A 25,749-nucleotide genomic window follows, 5' to 3' on the forward strand; every position below is an offset into this window, starting at 1 on the left:
TTGCACAAGGATGAGCCGGCATCCTATCTACGGAACAACGATCCAGAACCGATTCTGCCCGATCTGCCAGCATTCCCGGCGCCGGAATCCCACCGCGAGATAAGAGATAACCGATGAAAAACCCCGTCGAAACCTACATGAACCTCGTTCCGATGGTGGTCGAACAGACCAATCGCGGCGAGCGGGCCTACGACATCTTCTCGCGCCTCCTCAAGGAGCGCATCATTTTCATCACCGGTCCGGTCGAGGACGGCATGGCGACGCTGGTCTGCGCGCAGCTTCTTTTCCTGGAAGCCGAGAATCCGAAGAAGGAAATCAACCTCTACATCAATTCGCCGGGCGGCGTGGTCACTTCGGGCATGGCGATCTACGACACCATGCAGTTCATCAAGCCGGCTGTATCGACGCTCTGCATCGGCCAGGCGGCCTCGATGGGCTCGCTGCTTCTGACCGCCGGCCACAAGGACATGCGTTTCGCCACGCCGAACGCCCGCATCATGGTTCACCAGCCGTCCGGCGGCTTCCAGGGCCAGGCCTCCGACATCGAGCGCCACGCCATGGATATCGTCAAGCTGAAGCGCCGTCTCAACGAGGTCTATGTCAAGCACACCGGCAAGAGCTACGAGGAGATCGAACGCACGCTCGACCGCGACCATTTCATGACCGCCGACGAAGCCAAGGATTTCGGCCTCATCGACAAGGTCATTTCGTCGCGCGAGCCGGCTGAGAGCGCCGTGGCATAAGGGCTTGGTGGCAGTTGGATGACACCATCACGCGCTTTTGGCGCGTCTTGCGGCATTTCGGCCACAATTGGCTGTTCCCTCGACGGTCGGGATTGCCTACGTTAAGGCTATGTTGATTTTCGACGGCTTAGCTTTGTGTGGGGTTGCTGCGAATCATTGCCACGTTTTCTGATTTGTGTTTCGTACGGAATACGTTGCGGGAGCCGGGACACTGGCGGCGGCGGATTCCCGCGATAAATAGAGTATGCGCCCTTTCAGCCAGACCATCGGCGGGCGGCGATGAAAGGACAGGGAAATGAGCAAGGTCGGCAACAACAGCGGTGACTCGAAGAACACGCTTTATTGCTCGTTTTGCGGCAAAAGCCAGCATGAGGTGCGCAAGCTGATCGCCGGTCCGACGGTCTTCATCTGCGACGAATGCGTCGAACTCTGCATGGATATCATCCGCGAGGAGAACAAGACCTCGATGGTGAAGTCGCGCGAGGGCGTGCCGACACCGCAGGAGATCCTCAAGGTTCTCGACGACTATGTCATCGGCCAGCCCTACGCCAAGCGCGTGCTGTCGGTGGCCGTCCACAACCACTACAAGCGTCTCGCGCATGCCGGCAAGAACAACGATGTCGAGTTGGCCAAGTCCAACATCTTGCTGATCGGCCCGACCGGTTGCGGCAAGACGCTGCTCGCGCAGACGCTGGCCCGCATCATCGACGTGCCCTTCACCATGGCCGACGCCACGACGCTGACCGAAGCCGGTTATGTCGGCGAGGACGTCGAGAACATCATCCTGAAGCTCCTGCAGTCGGCCGACTACAATGTCGAGCGCGCCCAGCGCGGCATCGTCTACATCGACGAGATCGACAAGATTTCGCGCAAGTCCGACAATCCCTCGATCACCCGCGACGTGTCCGGCGAGGGCGTGCAGCAGGCGCTGCTGAAGATCATGGAAGGCACTGTCGCTTCCGTGCCGCCGCAGGGCGGCAGGAAGCATCCGCAGCAGGAATTCCTGCAGGTCGACACCGCCAACATCCTGTTCATCTGCGGCGGCGCCTTTGCCGGCCTGGACAAGATCATCTCGGATCGCGGCCGCAAGACCTCGATCGGTTTCGGCGCCACGGTCGCCTCGCCGGAGGACCGCCGCACCGGTGACATCTTCCGCCAGGTCGAGCCCGAGGACCTCCTGAAGTTCGGCCTCATTCCGGAGTTCGTCGGCCGTCTGCCTGTCCTGGCGACGCTGGAGGACCTCGACGAACCGGCGCTGATCCAGATCCTGACCGAGCCGAAGAACGCGCTGGTCAAGCAGTACCAGCGGCTGTTCGAGATGGAAAATGTCGACCTGACCTTCCACGAGAACGCCCTGTCGGCTATCGCCAAGCGCGCCATCGAGCGCAAGACCGGCGCGCGCGGCCTGCGCTCGATCATGGAAGCGATCCTGCTCGACACCATGTTCGAACTGCCGGCGCTCGAAGGCGTGCGCGAAGTGGTGATTTCGGAAGAAGTGGTGACCGGCAGCGCCCGGCCGCTCTACATCTATTCCGAACAGAAGGAAAAGAAGGGCAACGTCAGTGCCTGAAATGGCACTTCACCGCATATTTTTGTGGAACGGCGCCGTCGCGGCGCCGTTTTGCTGTGTAGAGCACGCGACCTCGGCGATGGAGTGGATTGCAGGCGATGTTAACTCTTGATCTTTGCCCTGCTTGCATCCACCTAACACGAGAAGGCCGAGGTGCCCGATTTCTGTGCTGTAAAACTCCCGTCACAAACGGTGGTAGGCGGAACGATCCCCGGTCGTTAATATAAGATTCGCGGTTGGCCTGATGGCGACCGCGACATGAAAGGTTGGACAATGGCCAAAATATCCAAGGCTCCCAGCGACGGCGTCTTCGCAGTTCTCCCACTGCGCGACATCGTGGTGTTCCCGCACATGATCGTTCCGCTCTTTGTCGGGCGCGAAAAGTCGATCAAGGCGCTGGAAGAGGTGATGGGTCAGGAGAAGCAGATCCTGCTTGCCACCCAGATGAATGCTGCCGATGACGATCCCGAGCCCGATGCCATCTTCGACATCGGCACGCTCGCCAATGTGCTGCAATTGCTGAAGCTGCCCGACGGCACCGTCAAGGTGCTGGTCGAGGGCGCTTCGCGTGCCAAGATCGTTTCGTTCACCGACCGTCCCGATTTCCACGAGGCCCGCGCCACCGCGTTGGTCGAGCCGGAAGAGGAGGAGGTCGAGGTTGAGGCGCTGGCCCGCTCGGTCGTCACCGACTTCGAGAACTACGTCAAGCTGAACAAGAAGATCTCGCCTGAAGTGGTGGGTGCCGCCAGCCAGATCGACGACTATTCCAAGCTCGCCGATACGGTTGCCTCGCATCTCGCCATCAAGATCCCTGAAAAGCAGGAAATGCTGGCCACGCTCTCGGTCAAGGAGCGGCTGGAAAAGGCGATGGGCTTCATGGAAGCCGAAATCTCCGTCCTGCAGGTGGAGAAGCGCATCCGCTCGCGCGTCAAGCGCCAGATGGAGAAGACGCAGCGCGAGTACTACCTCAACGAGCAGATGAAGGCGATCCAGAAGGAGCTCGGCGAGGGCGAGGACGGCCGCGATGAGGCCGCCGAGATCGAGGCGCGCATCAAGAAGACCAAGCTCTCCAAGGAAGCCCGCGAAAAGGCGGAAGCCGAGTTGAAGAAGCTGAGGACGATGTCGCCGATGTCGGCGGAATCGACCGTCGTGCGCAACTACCTCGATTGGCTGCTGTCGATCCCGTGGGGCAAGAACTCCAAGGTCAAGCAGGACCTGGCCTACGCCCAGAACGTGCTCGACACCGATCACTTCGGCCTCGACAAGGTCAAGGACCGCATCGTCGAGTATCTGGCCGTCCAGAGCCGCCAGAAGAAGCTGAAGGGGCCGATCCTGTGCCTTGTCGGCCCTCCCGGCGTCGGCAAGACTTCGCTTGGCAAGTCGATCGCCAAGGCGACCGGCCGCGAATTCATCCGCATGGCGCTCGGCGGCGTGCGTGACGAAGCCGAAATCCGTGGCCATCGGCGCACCTATATCGGTTCGATGCCCGGCAAGGTCATCCAGTCGATGAAGAAGGCGAAGAAGTCCAACCCGCTCTTCCTGCTCGACGAGATCGACAAGATGGGCCAGGACTTCCGTGGCGATCCGTCGTCGGCGCTGCTCGAGGTGCTCGATCCCGAGCAGAACTCGACGTTCATGGACCATTACCTCGAGGTCGAATACGACCTGTCGAGCGTGATGTTCGTGACGACGGCCAATACGCTGAACATCCCTGCGCCCTTGATGGACCGCATGGAGATCATCCGTATCGCCGGCTACACCGAGGACGAGAAGATCGAAATCGCCAAGCGGCACCTGATGCCGAAGGTGATCCGCGATCACGCGCTGCAGCCGAAGGAATTCTCCGTCGGCGAGGATGCGATCCGTGCCATCATCCAGACCTACACCCGTGAAGCGGGTGTCAGAAGCCTGGAGCGCGAGCTGATGAAGCTCGGGCGCAAGGCCGTGACCGAGATCCTGAAGACGAAGAAGAAGACGGTGAGCATCACGGCGGCGAACCTCGCCGATTACCTTGGTGTCCAGCGCTATCGTTTCGGTCAGGTCGAGGCTGACGATCAGGTCGGTGTCGTCACCGGTCTTGCCTGGACGGAAGTCGGCGGTGAACTGCTGACGGTCGAAGGCGTCATGATGCCCGGCAAGGGCCGCATGACGGTGACCGGCAATCTGCGCGATGTGATGAAGGAATCGATCTCGGCGGCGGCCTCCTATGTCCGCTCAAGAGCCCTCGATTTCGGCATCGAGCCTCCGCTGTTCGACAAGCGCGACATCCACGTGCACTTGCCGGAAGGCGCCACGCCGAAGGATGGTCCGTCCGCTGGTGCTGCCATGGCGACAGCCATTGTGTCGGTGCTGACGGGCATTCCGGTCCGGGCCGATGTGGCGATGACTGGCGAGATAACGCTTCGCGGCCGCATCTTGCCGATCGGCGGCCTCAAGGAGAAACTGCTCGCCGCGCTGCGCGGCGGCATCAAGAAGGTGCTGATCCCGGAAGACAACGCCAAGGATCTGGCGGAGATTCCGGACAATGTGAAGAACGGCATGGAGATCATTCCGGTCTCGCGCGTCGGTGAGGTGTTGCGCCATGCGCTGGTGCGTATGCCGGAGCCGATCGAATGGGTCGAACCGGTCAATCCGCCGGCCACGACCGACAGTGCCGATGACGCTGGAAAGTCGCTTGCACATTAGATTCTTTCTAAGGTTGCAGTGCACAAACGGAAAGCCGGGCCTCGCGCCCGGCTTTTTCATGTGAAAAACCCCGGATTTCCGGGCTTTTTTCCACTTTTTCCGGGCTTTTCGACTTGGTTGCGGCAGCGCTTCTTTCTAAAGTCCGTTTCCTGCCGGATGAGTCGTTAGTTCCGGTGTTCTCATGGAAGGGAATTTTTATGAACAAGAACGAACTGGTGTCCGCTGTCGCCGACGCCGCGAGCATTTCGAAGGGTGACGCGCAGTCGGCGGTCGATGCGGTGTTTTCCGTCATCACCGGCGAACTGAAGAAGGGCGGCGATGTCCGGCTTGTCGGCTTTGGCAATTTCACCGTGTCAAAGCGTGCGGCCTCGACCGGCCGCAACCCGCAGACCGGCGCCGAAGTGAAGATCCCGGCACGCACCGTGCCGAAGTTCTCGGCCGGCAAAGGCCTGAAGGACGCAGTCAACTAAGCGTTTTTTCTTTTCAGAGACAGAAAAGCCGGGCTTGCCCGGCTTTTCATTTTTTGTGCCCGACGCCGGTACCCGGCTTTTCATTTTTTGGCCCGAATTGGGGGCGGCAAAGCTCCTATGCGGTCGGCGCGTCGTCGCGCATCAAGCCCTCCTTCTTGAGGTCGGCCCACAGCGCAGCCGGCAGTTTCGCGTCGAGCAGTGCCCGGTTGCCTTCCACTTCGCTCGGCCGCTGGCCGCCTGGGATCACCGAGACGACAGAGGAATGCAGCAGCGGAAACTGCAGCGCCGCCTCGATCAGCCTGACGCCATGGCGTTTGCAGACAGCCTCGATGCCGGCGACCCGCCCGAGAATGTCCTTCGGCGCCTCGGAATAGTTGTAATAGGCGCCGGGCTTGGGTCCTGTCGCCAGGATGCCGGAATTGTAGGGGCCGCCAAGGACGATACCGATGCCGCGCTTCTGGCAGAGCGGCAGGAAGGACGTCAGCGCCTCCTGTTCCAGCAGCGTGTAGCGCCCGGCAAGCAGGAACAGGTCGAAATCGCCGCGCTCGGCCAATGTCTGGGCAACCTGCCATTCGTTGATGCCGCCGCCGAACGCCTTGATCGCGCCCTGGTCGCGCAGCGACAGCAGTCCATAGTAGCCCGAGCGCATGAATTCTTCGATGCGCCGGTCGGACGCCTCCTTGCTGCCATGGGTGAAGATGTCGACATCGTGCACGAACAGTATGTCGATCCTGTCGACGCCAAGCCGCTCGAGCGAGGCCTCGAACGAACGCATGACGCCGTCATAGCTGTAGTCGTAGACCTCCTGGCGTGATGGCGTGTCGAAGAACTTGCCGATGCCGGTGCGCTGCTCCGGCGGGCAGGCGCGCATGAGGCGGCCGACCTTGCTCGACAGCACATAGTCGTCGCGCTTCTTGCCGCGCAGGAAGGGGTTGAGGCGTGTTTCAGACAGGCCAAGCCCGTAGAGCGGCGCGGTGTCGTAGTAGCGGCAGCCGGTCTCCCAGGCGGCGTCGAGCGTGGCCTTGGCATCCTCGTCCGAAACGGCGCGGTAGAGATTGCCGAGCGGTGCCGTGCCGAAGCCGAGCTCCGTAAAGGTGAGGCCGCCATTGCCGATGCGGTCGAAATGCCGTGTCTTCATGTCTTGCAATTTTCCCGGGGTTGATTTGTCTGACATGACACTATCACGCCTGTGATTAGGCAAAAGCGTTGCGCGGCGTTGGACACGCATTTTCGCGGTTGCTAGCATGAATGAAATCAAGCTGTTCGTAAAAAATCCGAGGAGGATTTCGAGGGTGGGTTTGTCGTGAGCGACCAGGACGAAAATCTGTTCAAGACCGCGCTCGACGAACTCGGCTGCGTGCTGGCGCGCGTGGATGACAGCCAGATCGACGTCGCCTGCAAGCTTCTGGCCGAAGCGAGGCAGATCGTCGTCTATGGCTGCGGCCGCGAGGCCTTGCAGGTCAAGGGTTTCGCCATGCGGCTCTACCATCTCGGTCTGCCGGTCGCGGTGGTTGGCGACATGACCATGCCGCCACTGGGGCCTGGCGACGTCTTCCTGGCCAGTTCCGGGCCGGGAGAAACCTCGACGGTGCTGACCTTGATGCGTGTCGCGCGCGATGCCGGCGCGACCAATCTGCTGCTCACCGCCCAGTCCGGCGGCAGCGCGGCGGGGTTGGCCGATGCCACGCTGCTCATTCCGGCCCAGACCATGGCCAATGATCAGGGGCCGCAAAAGACTTCGGTCCTGCCGATGGGCTCGCTGTTCGAAGGGGCGCTGTTCCTGCTGTTCGAGGTGATGGTGCTGAAGCTCAAATCCCTGATTGGTGCTTCGCCCGAAGCCATGCGCGCACGCCACACCAATATGGAATAGATCATGCGCTATGAACTGATGCTGCCGCACCAGATCCGCCAAGCGATCGCCGAGAATTGGCCGGTCGCCCTGCCGCTCGGCGTGCTCGAATACCATGGCGAGCATATGGCTGTCGGCATGGACACGCTGGCCGTCATCAAGACGCTGGAGCTGTTCGAGAAGGAGAGGGATGTCGTCATCCTGCCGCCCTTCTACTACGGTGCTGCGAGCTACGCAGTGGCGCCGCCGGAAGGCACTGGCTCGGTGCAGGTCGGCGGCAACCAGCTGGCGCCGTTCGGCGAGGAACTGTTCTACAGCCTGCTGCGCGTCGGTTTCCGCAACATCCACGCCATCATCCACCACCAGACCGAGAATTTCGCCGCCGGCATGCCGACCGATCTCGCCTTCAAGACCGCCGGCCGCCAGGCGATCTTCCGTTTCCTCGAGAAACAGCGCGGCGAGGGGTGGTGGGGTTCCGAGACGATGGCCGACTATTATGCCGGACACGCCGCCGGTGAAAATTTCTTCAACTGGGTGCAGGTGCATCCGCTGATGCCGGCCGCCATGAACGGCAAGTACCCGTTCGACCATGCCGGCATCGGCGAGACATCACTGATGCTGGCGCTGTGTCCGGAGGCGGTCGATGCCGCCCGCTTCGCCGACAATACCAGCTGGTATACGGCGAGCGCCAAGGATGCGTCGGCTGAGCTTGGGGACAAGGGCGTCGCCATGATCATGGATCACCTGCGCGCTATCCTGAAGGCCTAAAGGTTTTTTCAGCCGCTCCGCCCGGTAATCGGCAATCGACCTGTCCCCGGATCGCTCTTGGTGGCAACGGCCCAGATGAACGTCCCGGCGCCGGCTATCGCCAGGCCGACATAGAGGGCTATGCCAAGCCCGAGGTGGTTGGCGTAGAATCCCTCCAGGGCCATGACCAGGCCGCCGCACAGCATGGCCAGCACGAAGCCGGCGATGACGGCTCGACCTTGCCAGGCGATCGGCATGACGCCCTTGCCGTAGCGGTCGTAGCCCTTGTAGCCGGCGCGGATGTTGCGTGCGAACCAGTATTGGTTCGTCACTTCACAGCTCCCGCCGTCATGCCCATGATGAGATAGCGTTCCAGCGCGATGCCGATGACCGCCAGCGGCGCGATCGCGGCGGTGGCAAGGGCTGCCATCGACCACCAGTTGATGCCTTGCGAGCCGGTCTGGCTCGCCACCATGACCGGGATGGTCTTGGCATCGGTCGAGGTCAGAAGGGCAGCGAAGAAATATTCGTTCCAGCACAGCACCATTGCCAGGATGAAGGCGGCGACCATGCCCGGCAGCGCGATCGGCATGACGATGCGGAAGAACGCCCCCCAGATCGACAGGCCGTCGACGAGCGCTGCTTCTTCCAGCTCGACCGGGATGGAGTTGAACTGGTCGCGCATGATCCAGATGACGATCGGCAGCACCATCAGCGTGTAGAGCAGGATCAGCCCGATGCGCGTGTCGAGCAGGCCGACTTCGCGGTAGAGCACCAGGAAGGGCAGAGCGAGCACCACGGGCGGCAGGATCAGCTGCGACAGGAAGAAGAAGGAGATGTCCTCGTTCTTGAACCAGGCGAACTTGTAGCGGTAGCGCGTGAGGCCGTAGGCGGCGAGGCTGCCGATGACGATGGCGAGGCTCGACGCGCCGACCGAGGTGATGACCGAGTTCATGAAGCGCTTGAAGAACTCATCGCGCACCGTGGAGGTCTGGAAGATCGAATCCGGCGACAGGCCGAGCGAGCGCCAGCCTTTCCAGTCCGGCTGGAAGTCGACGAAGGGGATCAGATGGCCTTGGGTGACGTCGACCGCCGATTTGAACGAGGTCGTTATCGTCCAGTAGATCGGGAACAGGCAGATCAAGGCCCAGAACACCAGCGCGCCATAGATGAAGACGCGGCTGGTGATGAAGCTCGCCGGAGAGCGGATTTCGGAGACGGTGTATTCGGTGGTCTGAACGCTCATGATCCGGCCACTCAATTGACGTTGCGCACGAAGCGGTTGGCAAGCTTCAACAGCCAGGTCACGAACACGACGATGATGACCAGATAGGCCATCGCCAGCATGGTGCCGTAGCCGACATTGGAGCGGTCGCGGTATTCGCGGTAGATGAAGCTGGAGACGGAATCGGTGGCGCCGCCGGGGCCGCCCGAGGTCACCGTGATGATGATGTCGGCCAGCTTCAGCTTGAAGATGATGCGCAGGATCACCGCCGTCACCGAAACCGGCAACATCAGCGGGAAAGTGACCTGCCAGAAGGTCTGCCAGGTGGTCGCGCCGTCGACGCGCGCGGCCTCCAGCACCTCGCGCGACATCGCCTGCAGGCCGGCGAGCAGCATGATCATCATGAACGGGATGAAGGTCCAGGCATCTAGTATCATGATCGATATGCGGGCGATGATGGGATCGGAAAAGAAGGCGGGATTGTCCCAGCCGAGATGGCGCGCCAGTGTTGCCGCCGGTCCGAACCGGTACTCCATCAGCGATTTGCCGATCATCCATGACACCGCGACCGGGGACAGCATCAGCGGCATCAGGAAGACGACGCGGAAGAATTTGCGCGCCCGGATCTGCGCGTTGAGCAGCAGCGCCAGCCCGAAGGCGATGACATATTCGACCAGCACGGCGAGCACGTAGAGCACCATGTTGAACAGCGCGTTGCGATAGTAGGGATCGCCCAGCATCTGCCAGAAATTGTCGAGCCCGTTGAACCTGCGGCCGCTGAAGGAGGAGAGGTTCCAGTCGGTGAGTGCGATGTAGAAGCCGAACAGCGTCGGGAAGATCACCATGGCGATGGTGAACAGCAGCGCCGGCAGCAGAAACAGCGCGCGCTGGCCGTCCTCGCCGCGCGTCAGCACCTGGCCGATGCCGAGTGCCACGCCCCACAGCACATAGGCATAGACCACCGGACGCCATGTCTCGAAGCCGATCGTGTCGACTTCGCTCTTGTAGAGGATCTGGACGAGGATCGTTGCCAGCAGGCCGAGTGTTGCGGCGGCCATCACCGCCCAGCCCAAGCGTTTGCGGCCTGGCGGTATCAGGTCGGATGGGACGGCGTTTGCCGGCCAATCATTGGTGGGCAAAATCTGGTCAGCCACGCGTCTCATCCAGTTGCAGAAGGCACTTCGCGACCGGCGATGCCGGTCAAGACAGGGTCCGGCGGCTTTCGTCGCCGGACCCCTGGTTCACGCTACGATCAGGCCAGGCCGAGCGAGGCCTTGTAGAGCTTGATCTGCTTTTCGCGGCCGATCTGGTCGGTGAGCTTTTCCCAGGCGGCGGCGATGGCATCGGCGCCTTCCTGTGCCTTCATCTTGCCGGCGAAGGTGTTGGCCAGAATGTCCTCGGCGGCGGAATAATACTGGAAGATGCCGGGGATGCGTGGCTCGATCGCCGCGTTCGGATGGTTGTAGCTGTCGCCTTCCGACTTCAGATACGAGGTGATGAAGGCCTCGTCGTAGCCGGCCGCCACCCATTCCGGAATGTCGAAATGCGAATTGCGGTAGGGCTGGAAGCCGGACGGATACATCGCCGTCCAGATCGACAGGTCCTTGCCGCCGAGATGAGCGGCGGCGGACCATGCCGCCTTTTTCTTCTTCTCGTCCTTGTCGACGCGAGCCATGACATAGACGCCCCAGCCGAGATAGGCGCAGTTCGGCGAATAGTTCGGCCCGCTGGCGAGCTTCTCCCATTTGCCGGTCTTGGAATTGTAGACATCGTCCGAACCCGGCAGGATCGAGAAGCCGGTGACATCGCCGATGACCGAGGAATCGTTGGTCTTGACGTTGGAGCCGATGTCGCCCCACCAGGGGATCATCGAACCGGTGCCGGCCAGGAACTGCTGGAACCCGGTGGTGTTCGGGTCGGCGTTGATCTGGTCCGCCGGTTCCGACGGCAGCGCGTCGATCACGTCCTGGATGGCGCGCACCCAGGCCGGATTGTTGATGCGCGGCTTCATCGTGTCGGCGTCGAACAGCCAGGCCTTGTCGTCGGGATGCTTGGCGTAGGCGGTGGCGCGGCTGCCCAGGAAGTAGAAGCCGAAACCGCCCCATGGCTTGGGCGCGTCGAGATAGCCGTAAACGTCCTGGCCCTTGAATTTCTTGCCCTTGAGGAACTTGGTGACGGCCTGCACCTGCTGCCAGGTCTTCGGCACGCCCCATTCGCCTTCACCGCCGCCATCCTTCCACTGCTTGGCGAGGTCGGCATCGGCGAACACGTCGGTGCGGTAGTTGAAATTGTGCGTGTCGCCGTCGATGGTGACGCGATACTGCTTGCCGTCCCAGGTGCCGACCGGCGGCTTCAGGTAGTTGACCAGGTCGTCGAAATCGATCTGCTTCTTGACCCAGTCGGGCATCTCCGAGGTCAGCCCCTTGCCGCAGACATCGCCTTCGAAGGGCGCGCCCATCTCGATGATGTCGAAGTCGACGGTGCCGGTGGCGATCGATTGCTGAAGGCGGGCATTGTAGTCGGCCTGCGCCAGGTCGATCCAGCTGATCTTGGCGCCGGTATAGGCCTCCCATGGCTTCAGGAAGCCGCGGAACAGCACATTGTGCAGGTTCTGGTTGTTGAGGCCCATGAAGGTCAGCTCGACGCCGGCGAATTCGCCTTCCTTGACATTGGCCTTGGTGGCCTCGAGGCAGAGTTCGCCGACCTTCTGGAAATCGGCATCGGTCGGCTGACCTTTGCCAACGCCGGGAATCTGTAGGATCTTCGAGCGCAGTTCGCTTGCGGCGGCAGCGGGGCGCGTCAAGGCGCCAAGCCCGGCGCCGGATGCCGCCGCGATCGCGGCCATGCTGGCCGCACCCTTCAAGACGTCGCGCCGCGTGGCGCCGGCCCGGACCAGCCTATCGTAAAGACCTGTTCTCATCGACTATTCCTCCCAGAATCAGTGTGAATGGATGTGGCCACCTGTCGGACGCTGAAGCACAACTGTGCTACCGGCTCGGATACGAATTAGGCAGGACCCCACCCTGCGTCGATTGAAATTCCCTGCGGATCGGTGCCGACATTTGGACCAGCACCCGCCACTATTCTCGCAACCAAACGCCGTGTCAACGAGAACGGTTTTTATCTATAAGAGACCGACTTGCCCTGACAGGGCGCGTTGGTTAGCTTCTGCGCCTACGGCCAGTTGGAGCCGATGGGGGAGAGATGGCTCAAGTCGCAATCAGCAAGGTGGCCAAGGCGTTTGGAACCGTCAAGGTTCTGCACGAAGTCAGCGTCGACATCGCTGACGGACAGTTCGTGGTGCTGGTCGGCCCCTCGGGTTGCGGCAAGTCCACGCTGCTCAGGATGGTGGCCGGGCTGGAGACCGTTTCCGGCGGCACGATCGCCATCGGCGACCGCGTCGTCAACCATTTGCCGCCGGCAAAACGCGACATTGCCATGGTGTTCCAGAACTACGCGCTCTACCCGCACAAGACGGTCGAGCAGAACATGGCCTTTGCCCTCAAATTGCGGAAAACCGATCCGGCCGTGGTCGCCGAGCGGGTCAAGCGCGCCGCCGATATCCTCGACCTCAACCCCTATCTGAAGCGCTATCCCCGGCAGCTCTCCGGCGGCCAGCGCCAGCGCGTCGCGATGGGCCGCGCCATCGTGCGCAATCCACAGGTGTTTCTGTTCGACGAGCCGCTGTCCAACCTCGACGCTAAGCTGCGCGTGCAGATGCGCACCGAGATCAAGGAACTGCACCAGCGACTGAAGACCACCACGATCTACGTCACCCACGACCAGATCGAGGCCATGACAATGGCCGACAAGATCGTCGTCATGCGCGATGGCCGCATCGAGCAGGTCGGTGCGCCGCTGGAGCTGTTCGACCGGCCGGCCAATCTCTTCGTCGCCGGCTTCATCGGCTCGCCGTCGATGAACCTGCTCAAGGGCGTTGTGCGAAAGGGCGACAAGCCCGGCGTCGACATATCAGGCACATTGTTCCCGATTGCCGACAATGCCGCGCAGGACGGGCAGGCCGTCGTCTATGGCGTGCGCCCGGAGCATCTGGAAATCCATCCCGATGGCGTACCGGCGAAGATTTCGGTGGTCGAACCGACCGGCTCGGAAACGCTTGTGTTCCTGCGCTTTGGCGACCGCGAGATGGTGGCGCTGTTTCGCGAGCGCCACGACTTCAAGCCCGGCGACACGCTGACCCTGAAGCCCAGGCTCGACCACATTCATCTTTTCGATGCCGAGACCGGCAAGCGTCTCTGATTTCAACGGACATCACGAGGACTATCATGCTCAAAGGCATCAATCCGCTGCTCAATGCCGACGTGCTCCAGGCATTGCGGGCGATGGGCCATGGCGATGATCTGATCATCGCCGACACCAACTTCCCCTCCGATTCGGTGGCGCGTCAGACGGCGCTCGGCCGGCTGCTGCGCATCGATGCGCCGGCCGCCGAGGTGGTCAAGGCAGTGCTATCGCTTTATCCGCTGGATACGTTCGTCGACGACGCGGCCGCGCGCATGGAAATCGTCGGCAAGCCGGACGAGATCCCACCCGTGCAGAAGGAAGTGCAAAAGGAAATCGACGCGGCTGAAGGCAAGTCCTGGCCGATGCTGCCGGTCGAGCGCTACGCCTTCTACGAGCGCGCCAAGCAGGCCTATTGCGTCATCCAGACCGGCGAACGCCGTTTCTACGGCTGCTTTGCCTTCCGCAAGGGCGTCGTACCGCCGGATGCGGAGTAGGGATATGGCAGCCGGAAAGCCTGTCGTCATATTGGGCGTCTTCGTCGCCGATACCGCCTATCGCGCCGATCGCCAGCCGCGCATGGGCGAGACGATCCTCGGCAATTCGTTCAAGCTGGGCCCGGGTGGCAAGGGGTCGAACCAGGCGGTGGCCGCCGGCAAGCTCGGCGCCGACACCACCTTCCTGACCCGCCTTGGCGTCGACGCCTTCGCCGACATGGCCAAGCGGACCTGGCAGGATGCCGGCGTGAAAAGCGCCGTCATCGACACGCCGGACAGCTACACGGGCGCCGCCTACATCTTCGTCGAGGAGGGCAGCGGCAACAACGCCATCATCGTCAGTCCGGGTGCGGCCATGCTGATCTCGGCGGCCGATATCGAGGCCAATGCCGCACTGATTCGTGGCGCCGGCGTCTTCGTCACCCAGCTCGAACAGCCGATCGATGCCGCGATGCGGGCGCTGGAGATCGCGCGCGGGGCAGGGGTGACAACCATCCTCAACCCTGCCCCTGCGGCAAAGCTTCCCGACCGTATCTACACGCTCTGCGACTATCTGACGCCAAACGAGACCGAGACGGAGGAATTGGCCGGACTGAAGGTCTCGTCGGTCGATGAGGCGCGGGTCGCCGCCGGCAAGCTGCTCGAAAAGGGCGTCGGGACCGTCATCGTCACACTCGGCGACAAGGGCGCGCTGCTGCACTCGAAGGGACGCTCCGAGCATGTCGCAGCCATCAGCGCCGGGCCGGTTGTCGAAACCACCGGCGCGGGCGACGCCTTCAACGGCGGCTTCGCGGCGGCGCTGTCGCGAGGCGTGGAGCCGCTGCAGGCGGTGCGCTTCGCCTGCGCCGTCGCCGGCATCTCGGTGACGCGACCCGGCACCGCGCCGTCGATGCCGACGCTGCAAGAGGTCGAGGCGCTGCTGGCGAAGGGTTGAGGCACGCGGGGGCAGCCGGGCCATCAGGCTGTTCCAATCCAGCGCAATCCCATGAAAAGTGCGTAGCGCTTTCCCCTTGAAATTGCGCCAATGGAATTGCGCCAAAACAGAGTGTTAGGGCAGTTCGCTGTTTCCATGAAACGGCAAACTGCCCTGGATGTCCATCCAGTGATAGCCCGATCAGCTATTGCCTGACGTAGCAGCGCTTTTCACGACCGGGAGCGGGATCGCCGAACGTATCATTGTCGCATTGGACGCCGTTGCGGAACACGTCCTGCGTGAATTGGCCGCGTGCCCCGTACCTGACCACCTTGCGGCCATAGAAATCGCAGTAGTCGCCTTCATCGGCACAGGCTGCCCATCTCTCGCGGCGGGGTTCGTCGTAATTGTCATCCGACTGGTCCCGGCCGCGCATGACGATGAAACACGACTTTGGGATGCCCGGCGCCGGATCGCCAAAAACGCGATTTGAACACGGCACCGCGTCTCGGTCGAAATAGCGCGAGGTCGTGCGGCCCCGGGCGCCGTAGACCACTTCGGCGGGATACGGCAGACGGCAGAGCCCGCCCTCGCGCGCGCATGGCTGCAATCGGTCGGCCGACGCGGTCGCCGGGAAAAGGGCGGTGGCGACCGTCGTCGCGCCGCCCAGGTACATGAGCGTGAATAATGTGCGCATAGAAATGTTTGGTGCGTTTGACACGATAAGTCCTCCATGCCGTTCAGGCAGCCTACGAATGCAACTCCGCTACCTGCGAAATGAATCCAGCGCTTTGTGGGCAAATCCGCAAGTGGGATTCGCAAGGTCAAACGCGGCTCAAGCCCGAGTCGTTCCAGGAGCTGCTTTTCAGCCTATTGGAGTGGCCTCGCGTTTGCCAGATTGCCGCGCGGGCGTGGCTGAATTTTTAAAGCCGGCGGCGAAACAGTCGGCCGCGCACGATTCGCGCGGCCGCGGCGAATGATCATCGACCGCAAGGCTACAAAGCCGGCGATAGAGCGCAAAAGCCCGCGCCTTGGCCCTTCATTTCTGAAAGTGGATTCTGACAATTCATGTCGGCATTTCCCTGTGCCAAGGATTGCGATCCTTGAGGGAAATGGCGCGAGTGACGGGGCTCGAACCCGCGACCTCCGGCGTGACAGGCCGGCACTCTAACCAACTGAGCTACACCCGCGCATTGACGAGCACGTGTCAGCCGTGTTCGTCGTTGGGGCGCTGGATAAGGGGTTCGCCACCGGGTGTCAAGCGCACCAAACCATCATAACAACAAACTGGAGAAGGTTTTTTGACAGCCGGCGTTTTGTTCGCAAATCGGGCCTGCGGACAGGGCTTCACCTGTTCATTTGGCCTTGCGAAGCCGGTCCCGACCGCTTAAAGGTCCGCGCCGGAGCGGGCGATTAGCTCAGTTGGTAGAGCGCTTCGTTTACACCGAAGATGTCGGCGGTTCGAGCCCGTCATCGCCCACCATTCCACGTCGTCTTGAAGATGCGATTTGGCCCTTCCTGGAGGCAGGACGATGGGCGCCTGATGCTTCCGAGGATTGAACCTAGATCCGTTTGAAGTCGGTAAGCCCCGCACGTATCCTCTGGCCCTCTGCGAAGGCGAGGGCGAAAGACTCCAGACAGAATGATCGGGTTGGTTCCTCGTCACCGTCGATCATGCGGACGGACCATTCTCCGCAGGCTTTTCGCAGGTTGCGATTTCGCCGATGGGAACGTTGGCAGGGCTTCGAAGTTTCTTGACCGCTAAGGCGACCTTGCGCGGAGGTGGCGGATGAAGACGACAGTTGGACCGGATACCGTCGACGTGGCCAAGGCGGTCGAAACGATGCTCACGGAGCATGACGGCCCTGCCTTTCTATCGATGGCCGAATTCATCGAAGTGCTTCGTCAAAGGACCGGAACGGACCGTTCTGACGCGGATCTGAAAGCCCTCGTCACAAAGAAGGCGGCTGTGCTTGGTATCGTTATGGAGTGAGGGAGGCCAAGCTCGGCTACGCAGCTTGTGCCCGGATGCTGTTTGCGTATCGGCGCGCCTGCACGAGCCATTTCAGTGGTCTTGTTTGCGCGGCGTACAACCCACAGTCAACGCTGCGCGCAAGATCGATTGAACAAGGCCGGCGCGTTACAGCTTGTTCTGCCGCTTTTCGATAGCATAGGATGTCCAGCGGCAGCACATGCCCGCAATCGATGTGGTGGCGCCACCGAACAGGCATGCGGCAAGCACCGGGTCTTGCGAGGCATTTTTCCAGCTGACCACCGCCAGCAATATGACGCTTACCGTCGAGACCACATAGCCGATACCCTTGAGCGCATGCGGCGAAACCTTGACCATTCACACTCTCCCTTCGCTCCAACGTTGAACATTTGTATCGGCACCGGGTTCCGTTCGTTGGTTGCCACGCGGGAACCTTTTGCCTGTTCGCGCGTGCTACTGCGATCTGGGCGCTGGATGGACGAGCCATGACAAACTTTCTGAAACTCCCGGCCAAGTCGCGGAACCTGTTTCGCGTTGTCGTCGAAACGCCGCGCGGAGCAGCCGCCAAGCTCGCCTACGACCCCAAGACGGGCGTCTTTCAATATTCAAGGCCGCTGCCGGTCGGCAACACATACCCTTATGATTGGGGGTTCGTACCTTCCACCGTCGGGGAAGATGGTGATCCGCTCGACGGGATGGTGATCCACCAGGCCGCTACAGCACCTGGCGTGGTCATCAAATGCGAGCTGCTCGGTGCATTGCGGGTGAAGCAGAAGGACCCTGATGGGGCGGTCATCCGCAACGATCGTTATATTTTCTGCCCGCGCAAGGAGGATGCGCCGGACAAGCCCGTGACTGCCGACCATTTGCCGCAGGATTTGCGCCAGGAGATCGAGCAGTTCTTTTTGTCCTCCGTGCTGGGCACGGGCAAGACGATCAAGCTGAAAGGCTGGCAGGACGCCAAGGAGGCTGCCAGGTCTCTCGGCAAGGGCGCGAGGGCTTTTCGGCGCAATCGCAAGTGATGGCCTTGTCTTCCGCGATCACACCATAGGCTAACACGGTGACGCGGTTCACAATACAATTGCAAGCGGTCGATTCCTCCGGGATGTAGCCACTCCAAAAGCCCGCCGCGGGTCGCTCCCGTGGCGGGTTTTTCATCATCAGGGGTTGCAGGCCATAGGGGGTGCGAGCTTCCTGACGCCTCTACCGGGCGGATCGCTCCTGCGCCGTCCGAAAGATCTGGGCGATCAAGGTGGCACCATCCGGAAATCCTTGCCCTCGGGCAGCAATTGCCCACCATCGACGACAATGGTCGTGCCGGTGATGTAGCTTGCGTCGTCCGAGGCAAGGAACAGGAAGGCATTGGCGACATCGCGCGGACTGCCGAGCCGGCCGAGCGGGATCGAATCCTCCATGTTCTTGATATAAGCGGCGCCGCGATGCTCCTGGATGGCTTCGGTCAGGATGTTGCCGGGCTCGACGCCGTTGACGGTAATGCCGTAGCCGGAGAATTCCAGGGCTGCTGCCCGGATGAAGCCGTTGATGCCTGCCTTTGTCGCCGAATAATGGCCGTGGCCGGGGCTTGTGACATGCGGTCCGGTGATGGAGGAGGTGTAGAGCATTCGTCCCGAGCGCTGCGCCTTCATCGGCACCAAGGCTGCGCGAGTGGCATTGAAGGTGCCGCGCAGATTGACGGCCATGACGCGATCCCAGTCGTCGGTGCTGGTGTTCTCGATCAATTGCCAGGGATAGATCCCGGCATTCTGCACGATGATGTCGAGGTGGCCGTAATGGTTCAGCGCCAGTGTCACCGCGGCCTCGGCGTCGCGCATTTGCGAAATGTCGGTGCCGATGAAGGGGACACCGAGCTCGCTGGCGGTCGCTTGCCCGGCCTCGGCCTCGCTGTCGGCCAGCACGAGCCGTGCGCCTTCTTCGGCAAAGCGCAGCGCGATGCCCTTGCCGATGCCGCGCGCGCTGCCGATGATCAGCGCCACCTTGTCTTTCAATCGTCCGGTCATGCGAGCGGTCCTGTCATGCCAGTCTCTGGCGAATGGTTTGCTTGAAGGCGTCGAGCAGCACAGCCGCCAGCACCAGCAGGCCGTGGATGACCTGGGTGAAATTGGCCGGCAGCCCCATCAGATTGATCGCCGTGTTGATGGCCGAGAGCAGCAGCACGCCGGCATAGACGCCAGGCAGGGTGCCGACGCCACCCTTCAGGCTGACGCCGCCGATGACGACCGCGGCAAAGGCGTTGAACAGCAGGCCAACGCCGAGATTTGCGGTGGCGCCCGAGGTGCGGATCGCCAGCAGCCAGCCGGCAAGGCCGGCGATAGCGCCGGCAAGCACGAAGGCGATGATGAGGTTGCGGTTCACCCGGATGCCGGCGCGGAAGGTCGCCGTCTCGTTACCGCCGATCATCACCAGGTGCCTGCCAAACGGTGTCTTGGCCATGATCAGTGAGAAGACGACGAAACAGGCAATGGCGATCCAGGCGGTGAGCGGCAGGCCGATCAGCCGCTGGATGCCGAACCAGCGGATCGCCGGTGCAAGATCCTGCGCCGAGCGGCCGCCCGAAATCACCAGCACCAGGCCGCGCACCCAGATGTAGGAGGCCAGCGTGATGATGAACGCGCTCATCTTCACCTTGACGACCAGAAACCCGTTGAAGGCTCCGATCAGGCCGCCCACGGCCAGCGCCAGCAGCAGCGACACCGGAACCATCAGCCATTCCGGATGCAGTTGGACGCCAAGCCCGATTCCGGATGAGCAGAACAGGATGCCGACCGCCATGGCGCTGAGTGCGGCGACGGATTCGACCGACAAATCCATGTGGCCGGCGATGATGACCAGCGCCAGGCCGATCGACATGACGCCGAGCACGCTCGAAGCCTCGATGATGTTGGCGAAGATTCCGAGCTGGAAATAGTTCGGGATGAAGATGGAAAAGACCACCAGCACGAAGACCAGCATGAACCAGACGAGGTTGTCGAGGATGAGCTCCAGGGCATGGCGGGTGCGGGGGTTCATGGGGCTGATCCGACTAGTGCATGGCCCGAAAGAATCAATTCGATCTTCCGAATGGCGCGATTTGCGAAGGATTGGCTCCGGGCCGCGATGGCCCGGAGCGCTCCGTACGACAGTGACTACTCGACGGGTTTAATGGCGTCCGTCGGCGGCTTCTGGTTGCCCCAGAAAGCCGGGTTGTCGACATTTTCCTTGGTGATGGCGGCGCCGGGGATCTTGATGTTCGGTCCCCAGGCTTCCTTGGTCACGGTCGATTTCAGGCCGATCACGTCATATTCGCCGGGCTTGATCTCTTGCTTCTTGACCACCTTGTCCATGAACATGGCGACGGCGGCGGCCTGCGCGTAGAGCGGCTGCTCGACTTCGACGTTGAGCCAGCCCTTGCGGATCAGGTCGAGGCCGACCGGCGCGCCGTTCGAGCTCATCAGCATGACGTCGCCCGGCTTCTTGCCGGCGGCCTCGAGCGAGGCGACGGCGGCCACCGAGAGGTGCGCGGCATGGCTGAAGATCAGGTCGATGTCGGGGTTGGCCAGCATCTGGTCGGCGACGATGGTGCCGGCGTTGCTGGCTTCCCACTGCATGGCCGGAAGCGAGATGATCTTGACGTCCGGAAACGCCTTCATCTTCTCTTCGAAGCCTTTCTGGATGTCGAGCGTGTAGGGATCGCCTGGATCGCCGAGCACCTGCAGCACCTTGCCCTTCACCGAGCCGTTTTTGGTCTTCAACATTTTTTCGGCCTGGTCGGCGGCGACATGGCCGATTTCGACCGTTCCGGCGACTGACGTGAAGTCGGATGGTGTCGAAGTGATCTGGCGGTCGAACTCGACCACCGGGATACCGGCGGCACGGGCGGCCTCGATGGACGGTTTCAGCGCGTTGAAGTCGACAGCCGCGAGGATAATGGCCGCCGGCTTTAGTGCAATGACGTCGTTCATCTGCGATTGCTGGGCATCGGTCTTGTTGTCGGCGTTCAGTGACTTGAACTCATAACCGGCCTGCTTGAGGAACAGCTCCAGCGCGGTCACCGAGCCGGTCTGGAATTCATCGAGCAGTGTCGGCACAAGATAGTAGACGACACCCTTGGACTGGGCGAATGCCGGCGTGAGCGTGGCAAAGGCCAGTGCCAGGATGCCGAAGACAGCAAGAAGTATTCGCTTCATGTCGTTGGCTCCCTGTTAAGCCGGACCCCTCTTTTGTCCCTCAGCCCGCCGGTCCGGCACCGGCAAGCGTCTCCCCGGTGATCATGTTGATCACCGCATCGGGACTTGTTTTGTTGCGCGCCACATCGCCGGCCACGACGCCTTGCCGGATCACTACGATCCGGTCGGCGACCTGAAAGGCCTGCTGCATGATGTGGGTGATGATGACGACGCCGATGCCCTGGCTCGCCACCTGGCGGATCATGTCGAGACCGCGCCGCGTCTGCTCGACGCCCAGCGCCGCGAACGGCTCGTCGAGCAGCACCAGCTTGCCGCCCCAGTGCACGAAGCGGTTGAGCTCGATGGCTTGCCGCTGGCCGCCCGAGAGATGCTCGACATTGGTGCGCAGCGACGGAATGCGGGTACCGGCGCTGGCCAGCGCCTTGGAGACGACGGCTTCCATGGCGCGCTCGTCGAGCACGGGAATGCCGAGCACCTTCCTGGTGATCTCACGGCCCATGAAGAAATTCGCCACCACGTCGACATTGGTGCAGAGCGACAGGTCCTGGTAGACGGTTTCGATGCCCGCCGCCTTGGCCTCGGCCGGCGACCTCGCCAGGAACTCCTTGCCTTCGAAGAGCATGCGGCCCGAGGTCGGCTCCAGTCCGCCTGATATGATCTTGACCAGCGTGGATTTGCCGGCACCGTTGTCGCCCAGCAACGCCACGACCTCGCCCTTGCCGATGGAAAAGCTGATCCCCTTCAGCGCTTCGATCGCGCCATAGTTCTTGGTGACGTTGTCGAGCACCAGCAGCGGTTCGCTCATGCCGCAACCTCCTTGGCGGTCAGAAGATCGCGGCCGCGTTCGCGCTCGGCGGCGAACATCTGGCCGAAGCGCGGCGACAGCACCCCGGAAACCGCGAGGGCAGCGGCGCCGCGCAGAACGGAATGTTGCCCGCCGCGCGCGACCATCAGCCGGGGCGCGATGCGGTCCTTGCGCGCCGAGACGGAGTTGTGCAGGCCGCCGGTCGAACCGGCCAGCCGTTCCAGCAGGTCGGTGGACGCCAGCCCGCCGAGGATGACCGTTTCGGGGTCGAACAGGTTCTCGATGACGGCGACGGCATTGTGAAAGATCGGCGCGACTTCCGCGATCCAGTCGGGCTCTGTGCCGTTCCAGCGCCGAAGCGCCTCGAGCGAGAGGTATCTTTCGAGGCAACCCCGGTTCCCGCAGGGACAGGCCTCGCCGGCAGGAACGACAGGGATGTGTCCGACCTCGCCGGCATTCCCCCAGGCGCCGCGCTGCACGATGCCGTCATGAACCATGACGCCGCCAAGGCCGACGCCGAAATAGAGGTAGTAATAGTCGGAGAATTGGGCGCCGAGGCCGTAGAGCCGCTCGCCCATGGCGGCGGCCGCCATGTCGGTTTCGAAGAAGGCAGGCAGTCCGGTCGAGGCCGCCAGTCGCTCGCGCAGCGCCACATCCTGCCAGCCAGTCATGGTGGTCGGGCCGACGAAACTCATGGATTCGACGCCGAACGGCCCGGGCAGGGCCAGGCCGACCCCAAGCACCCGACCGCCGGCCCGCAATCCGGTCAATTCAATCACCATCGCACCGATCAGCTCGAAGGCATGGTCGGGCGTCGCGTTCGGGGCCTCGCGGTAGGTGCTCTCGATCACGTCGCCGCTCAGATTGATCAGGGCGGCATCGATGCCGAACGGGGTGATGTGAATACCGACGGCATAGCCTCCCTCGGGATTGATGCGCAGCGTCGCCGGCGGCAGGCCGCGCCCCTTGGGCTCCACGCGCAGTGAGAGGATGTAGCCCTGTTCTTCCAGTTCGCGAACGATGGTCGATACGGTCTGGACGGTAAGCCCGACACGGCTGGCGATCTCGCCGCGGGCGATCGGCCCATGCAGGCGGATAGACTCAAGCACGATGCGCCGGTTGTACGGCCGCCCGAACTCCTGATTGGTCCCCCGCAATGCCATGCCTTGCGTCCTCGACTGACGTAAGGTTCGCACCAAAGATTTATTCAGTCAAATGGAATTCAAAAATAAACGAGAGCAACATTCCGCCCAAGAGAGCCGCAAGCCGCACCGGCTTAGGACCTGTTCACCTGCCGCCCTTGGCCGATTGCCGCCATAGCGAAACCGCCTCAATGGTGGCGAGGTTCGCAACCGTCGAAAAATGCATGGAGCAAAAATGATTGAACTGCCGTTTGCCCGCGACGAGTACCAGCAGCGGCTTCGCAAGATCCGCGCCGAGATGGCGAAGCGCGGTCTCGAACTCCTTGTCGTCAACGACGTTGCCAACCAGCACTACATCACCGGCTATGATGGCTGGTCATTCTACACGCCGCAGGTGGTGCTGGTTCCGTTGGAGGAGGTCGAGCCGGTCTGGATCGGCCGCGCCATGGATGCGGCCGGCGGGCTGCTCACGGCTTGGATGAAGCCCGAGAATGTCGTTGGCTTCCCGGAGGATCACGTTCAACGCGCCGATCGCCACCCCATGGACTGGATCGCGAGCTGGATCGTCGCCAAGGGATGGGGAAACAGGCATGTCGGCATCGAGCTGGAAGCCTATTATTTCTCGCCGAAAGGCCATGCCCGGCTCGTCGCCGGACTCCCCAATGCGAAATGGCATGACGCAGATCTGCTGGTGAACTGGATCCGCGCGGTCAAATCGGCGCCCGAAATCGCCTATCTGCGCAAGGCGTCGACCCTGGCCGAAGCGGCCGTCGTGCGGGCCTTCGAGGTGATCGCGCCAGGCGTGCGCGAATGCGACGCCATTGGCTCCATTCAGGCGGCGCAGATCGCCGGCAGCCCGGACTTTGCCGGCGATATCACCGCCCTTCCGCCGACCATCCTCGGCGGCGAGAACGCTTCTGCCCCGCATATAATGTGGAGTGACCGGCGGTTTGGAGACAACGAGACGATTGCACTGGAGCTCGCCGGTGTCTGCCGCCGCTATGCCGCCGGGCTTGCAAGAACGATGCAGCTCGGCAAGACGCCGACGCGGGTTGCGGACACGGCAAAGGCGGTGATCGAAGGCATGGACGCGGTGCTCGATGCAGTGAGGCCGGGAACGACTGCCGAGGCGGTCGAGGCTGCATGGCGCAAGGTCATCCAGCGTTACGGGCTGAAGAAGGAATCGCGCATCGGCTATTCCATAGGTGTCGCCTATCCGCCGGATTGGGGCGAACACACGATCAGCCTGAGACCCGGCGACAAGACGGTGCTTCAACCCGGCAATGTCGTCCACTCCATCCTCGGCATGTGGATGGACGGTTGGGGCATCGAGGTCAGCGAGACCATTTTGGTGACCGAAACCGGCCAAGAAACGCTGACGAAGTTCCCGCGAGAGATCCATGTCAAATCCTGAGGGCGTCGTCGTGGCAGCCAGTGCTGAAAGTTCCGGCACGGTCGCTATCGATGCCGGAATTCTCGACCAGATGATTGAGATCCGCCGGCATCTGCACCGCAATCCGGAACTGTCGAACCACGAAGCCAACACGCAGCGTTATCTCAGGCAGATGCTGGCCGGCGAGGGGATATCAGACATTCGCGATGTCGCGGGCTTTGGCCTCGCGGTCGACATAGTCGGCACCGGCAAGCCGTCGAACCGGAAGATTGCCATTCGCGCCGACATCGATGCCTTGCCGATCGAAGAAGAGTCCGGCGTCGACTATGCGTCGGCCAATCCCGGCGTGATGCATGCCTGCGGCCACGACGCCCACGCATCGATGGGCTTCGCAGTTGCCGCGCATCTGCATAGATCAAGAGCCGATTTTGGTGGCACCGTCCGCCTGATCTTCCAGCCGGCAGAAGAGGATTCGCCCTCGGGCGGCAAACGCGTGGTGGAGGAGGGGCTGCTCGACGATGTCGACGCCGCGATCTGCCTTCACATCGATCCGTATACGCCATCCGGCAAGATCGCGGTCCGTTCGGGTCCCTACACGCTGGCATGCGATACGTTCGACGCCGTCGTAATCGGCGAGGCGGCACATGCGGCAAAGCCCTATGAGGGTATCGATGCTATCGCCGTGGCCTGTTCCATGGTCGGCGAATTGCAGAAGATCGTCTCGCGCGAGATCGACCCTTACGATCCGCTGGTCATTTCCGTCACCGGCATCAATGGCGGCAGCGCCTACAATGTCGTCGCCGGCAAGGTCGCCTTGAAGGGCACCATCCGCAGCGGCAGCGACGCCACCCGCGAGCGGGCCTGGCGGCGCGTTGGCGAAATCCTGGAGGGCATGGCGGCGAGCCACGGGGCCGATGTGGAGCTCACCATCCACAAGGGCGAGCCGGGTGTGGTCAATGACGGCGAGATGGCCGAGCTGATTGCCGCCAGCGGCAAGGCCTGCATCGGCGCCGACAATGTTCTCGATACGCCCGGATGGACCATTGCCGACGATTTTGGCTATTACAGCGAGAGGCGTCCTTCGGTCTATTTCCGGCTCGGCATCCGCAACGAGGCGGTCGGATCGGTCTTTCCGCTTCACCATCCCAAATTTCGCGTCGACGAAGCTGCCTTGAAGGTTGGCGCGGCCACCCTGGTTGCGGCGGCGACCGGATTTCTGTCGGCGCAGCCGGAAAATACCGACTGATCAAAGCGGTCCAAAGTCGGCTCGTGCAAGCCTGCACGAACCGGT

At 62.2% G+C, this 25,749-nt stretch carries 25 protein-coding genes and 2 tRNA genes; 14 read left to right on the forward strand and 13 right to left on the reverse strand.

The genetic code is table 11. From position 1 onward, the window contains the following. The first annotated feature begins 113 nt into the window (after positions 1–113). From clpP to AB4Z43_RS14435, 4 genes are all read left to right on the forward strand, one after another. Complete coding sequence (clpP, locus tag AB4Z43_RS14420) at positions 114–743, forward strand: ATP-dependent Clp endopeptidase proteolytic subunit ClpP (RefSeq protein ID WP_010915650.1); 630 nt, start codon at positions 114–116, stop codon at positions 741–743. A 295-nt stretch (positions 744–1,038) separates the two neighbouring features. Beyond that, entirely contained in the window at positions 1,039–2,313 is a 1,275-nt protein-coding gene (clpX, locus tag AB4Z43_RS14425) for an ATP-dependent Clp protease ATP-binding subunit ClpX (protein WP_010915651.1), read from the forward strand. Between the two features lie 273 nt (positions 2,314–2,586). Further along, on the forward strand, positions 2,587–4,998 hold the full coding sequence (gene lon, locus AB4Z43_RS14430; protein ID WP_027046751.1) for an endopeptidase La: 2,412 nt from the start codon (positions 2,587–2,589) through the stop codon (positions 4,996–4,998). A 197-nt stretch (positions 4,999–5,195) separates the two neighbouring features. Next, complete coding sequence (locus AB4Z43_RS14435) at positions 5,196–5,468, forward strand: HU family DNA-binding protein (protein WP_006201846.1); 273 nt, start codon at positions 5,196–5,198, stop codon at positions 5,466–5,468. 115 nt (positions 5,469–5,583) lie between these two features. On the opposite strand, the gene AB4Z43_RS14440 is transcribed toward AB4Z43_RS14435, so the two are convergent. Next, positions 5,584–6,606: an aldo/keto reductase gene (locus AB4Z43_RS14440; RefSeq protein ID WP_038646337.1), complete on the reverse strand. Its 1,023-nt coding sequence runs from the start codon at positions 6,604–6,606 to the stop codon at positions 5,584–5,586. 165 nt (positions 6,607–6,771) lie between these two features. On the opposite strand from AB4Z43_RS14440, the gene AB4Z43_RS14445 reads away from it, so the two are divergent. Beyond that, positions 6,772–7,338 carry an SIS domain-containing protein gene (locus AB4Z43_RS14445; protein ID WP_441938030.1) on the forward strand — a complete coding sequence of 189 codons (567 nt, stop codon included), beginning with the start codon at positions 6,772–6,774 and terminating at the stop codon, positions 7,336–7,338. Between the two features lie 3 nt (positions 7,339–7,341). After that, positions 7,342–8,085: a creatininase family protein gene (locus tag AB4Z43_RS14450; protein WP_019857673.1), complete on the forward strand. Its 744-nt coding sequence runs from the start codon at positions 7,342–7,344 to the stop codon at positions 8,083–8,085. 8 nt (positions 8,086–8,093) lie between these two features. On the opposite strand, the gene AB4Z43_RS14455 is transcribed toward AB4Z43_RS14450, so the two are convergent. From AB4Z43_RS14455 to AB4Z43_RS14470, 4 genes are all read right to left on the reverse strand, one after another. Next, positions 8,094–8,396 carry a hypothetical protein gene (locus AB4Z43_RS14455; protein ID WP_019857674.1) on the reverse strand — a complete coding sequence of 101 codons (303 nt, stop codon included), beginning with the start codon at positions 8,394–8,396 and terminating at the stop codon, positions 8,094–8,096. Continuing rightward, on the reverse strand, positions 8,393–9,310 hold the full coding sequence (locus tag AB4Z43_RS14460) for a carbohydrate ABC transporter permease (protein WP_019857675.1): 918 nt from the start codon (positions 9,308–9,310) through the stop codon (positions 8,393–8,395). Before AB4Z43_RS14460 ends, AB4Z43_RS14455 begins: the two co-directional genes overlap by 4 nt. An 11-nt stretch (positions 9,311–9,321) precedes the next feature. Then, on the reverse strand, positions 9,322–10,452 hold the full coding sequence (locus AB4Z43_RS14465) for a carbohydrate ABC transporter permease (protein ID WP_019857676.1): 1,131 nt from the start codon (positions 10,450–10,452) through the stop codon (positions 9,322–9,324). An 89-nt stretch (positions 10,453–10,541) separates the two neighbouring features. Further along, positions 10,542–12,209 (reverse strand): ABC transporter substrate-binding protein, encoded by a 1,668-nt coding sequence (locus AB4Z43_RS14470; protein WP_064982608.1) that lies wholly within the window; start codon positions 12,207–12,209, stop codon positions 10,542–10,544. Between the two features lie 284 nt (positions 12,210–12,493). Here AB4Z43_RS14470 and AB4Z43_RS14475 point away from each other — a divergent pair, with 284 nt between their 5' ends. The 3 genes from AB4Z43_RS14475 to rbsK are packed head-to-tail and all read left to right on the forward strand — an operon-like array spanning position 12,494 to position 14,962. Next, positions 12,494–13,549, forward strand: a complete 1,056-nt coding sequence (locus tag AB4Z43_RS14475) for an ABC transporter ATP-binding protein (RefSeq protein ID WP_019857678.1) — start codon at positions 12,494–12,496, stop codon at positions 13,547–13,549. A gap of 26 nt (positions 13,550–13,575) precedes the next feature. After that, the gene (locus AB4Z43_RS14480; protein ID WP_019857679.1) at positions 13,576–14,028 is read left to right on the forward strand and encodes an RbsD/FucU family protein; all 453 of its coding nucleotides are present in this window, start codon (positions 13,576–13,578) and stop codon (positions 14,026–14,028) included. Positions 14,029–14,032: 4 nt separating this feature from the next. Then, the gene (gene rbsK / locus AB4Z43_RS14485; RefSeq protein WP_019857680.1) at positions 14,033–14,962 is read left to right on the forward strand and encodes a ribokinase; all 930 of its coding nucleotides are present in this window, start codon (positions 14,033–14,035) and stop codon (positions 14,960–14,962) included. A gap of 184 nt (positions 14,963–15,146) precedes the next feature. Here the strand turns inward: rbsK and AB4Z43_RS14490 are convergent, their stop codons facing one another. Beyond that, entirely contained in the window at positions 15,147–15,617 is a 471-nt protein-coding gene (locus tag AB4Z43_RS14490) for a hypothetical protein (RefSeq protein WP_019857681.1), read from the reverse strand. Between the two features lie 437 nt (positions 15,618–16,054). After that, positions 16,055–16,131, reverse strand: a tRNA-Asp gene (locus tag AB4Z43_RS14495). A 217-nt stretch (positions 16,132–16,348) separates the two neighbouring features. On the opposite strand from AB4Z43_RS14495, the gene AB4Z43_RS14500 reads away from it, so the two are divergent. Both AB4Z43_RS14500 and AB4Z43_RS14505 read left to right on the forward strand, forming a co-directional pair. Beyond that, positions 16,349–16,424 (forward strand) — tRNA-Val (locus AB4Z43_RS14500). A 306-nt stretch (positions 16,425–16,730) separates the two neighbouring features. After that, positions 16,731–16,934, forward strand: coding sequence for a hypothetical protein (locus AB4Z43_RS14505; RefSeq protein WP_064982716.1), 204 nt, complete (start codon positions 16,731–16,733; stop codon positions 16,932–16,934). Positions 16,935–17,081: 147 nt separating this feature from the next. On the opposite strand, the gene AB4Z43_RS14510 is transcribed toward AB4Z43_RS14505, so the two are convergent. Further along, a complete protein-coding gene (locus AB4Z43_RS14510; RefSeq protein WP_019857723.1) occupies positions 17,082–17,291 on the reverse strand; it encodes a hypothetical protein in 210 nt (69 codons plus the stop codon). Positions 17,292–17,323: 32 nt separating this feature from the next. Here AB4Z43_RS14510 and AB4Z43_RS14515 point away from each other — a divergent pair, with 32 nt between their 5' ends. Continuing rightward, positions 17,324–17,956, forward strand: a complete 633-nt coding sequence (locus AB4Z43_RS14515) for an inorganic diphosphatase (RefSeq protein WP_441938035.1) — start codon at positions 17,324–17,326, stop codon at positions 17,954–17,956. Positions 17,957–18,181: 225 nt separating this feature from the next. Here AB4Z43_RS14515 and AB4Z43_RS14520 read toward each other — a convergent pair whose 3' ends face one another. The 5 genes from AB4Z43_RS14520 to AB4Z43_RS14540 all read right to left on the reverse strand — a co-directional run bounded on the left by AB4Z43_RS14520 (position 18,182) and on the right by AB4Z43_RS14540 (position 23,086). Then, on the reverse strand, positions 18,182–18,952 hold the full coding sequence (locus AB4Z43_RS14520; protein WP_441938037.1) for an SDR family NAD(P)-dependent oxidoreductase: 771 nt from the start codon (positions 18,950–18,952) through the stop codon (positions 18,182–18,184). 13 nt (positions 18,953–18,965) lie between these two features. Further along, on the reverse strand, positions 18,966–19,961 hold the full coding sequence (locus AB4Z43_RS14525; protein WP_019857727.1) for an ABC transporter permease: 996 nt from the start codon (positions 19,959–19,961) through the stop codon (positions 18,966–18,968). Between the two features lie 116 nt (positions 19,962–20,077). After that, complete coding sequence (locus AB4Z43_RS14530) at positions 20,078–21,118, reverse strand: sugar ABC transporter substrate-binding protein (protein WP_441938039.1); 1,041 nt, start codon at positions 21,116–21,118, stop codon at positions 20,078–20,080. A 40-nt stretch (positions 21,119–21,158) separates the two neighbouring features. After that, positions 21,159–21,923: an ATP-binding cassette domain-containing protein gene (locus tag AB4Z43_RS14535; protein ID WP_019857729.1), complete on the reverse strand. Its 765-nt coding sequence runs from the start codon at positions 21,921–21,923 to the stop codon at positions 21,159–21,161. Next, positions 21,920–23,086 carry an ROK family transcriptional regulator gene (locus tag AB4Z43_RS14540; protein ID WP_064982717.1) on the reverse strand — a complete coding sequence of 389 codons (1,167 nt, stop codon included), beginning with the start codon at positions 23,084–23,086 and terminating at the stop codon, positions 21,920–21,922. Before AB4Z43_RS14540 ends, AB4Z43_RS14535 begins: the two co-directional genes overlap by 4 nt. A 214-nt stretch (positions 23,087–23,300) precedes the next feature. Here AB4Z43_RS14540 and AB4Z43_RS14545 point away from each other — a divergent pair, with 214 nt between their 5' ends. Both AB4Z43_RS14545 and AB4Z43_RS14550 read left to right on the forward strand, forming a co-directional pair. After that, a complete protein-coding gene (locus AB4Z43_RS14545) occupies positions 23,301–24,479 on the forward strand; it encodes a M24 family metallopeptidase (RefSeq protein WP_441938042.1) in 1,179 nt (392 codons plus the stop codon). Further along, positions 24,466–25,704: a M20 metallopeptidase family protein gene (locus AB4Z43_RS14550; protein ID WP_441938044.1), complete on the forward strand. Its 1,239-nt coding sequence runs from the start codon at positions 24,466–24,468 to the stop codon at positions 25,702–25,704. The genes AB4Z43_RS14545 and AB4Z43_RS14550 overlap by 14 nt, the downstream gene beginning before the upstream one ends. Positions 25,705–25,749: the final 45 nt, after the last annotated feature.

This window comes from Mesorhizobium sp. 2RAF45, from assembly GCF_052115225.1.
GTDB classification, from domain to species: Bacteria; Pseudomonadota; Alphaproteobacteria; order Rhizobiales; family Rhizobiaceae; genus Mesorhizobium; species Mesorhizobium jarvisii.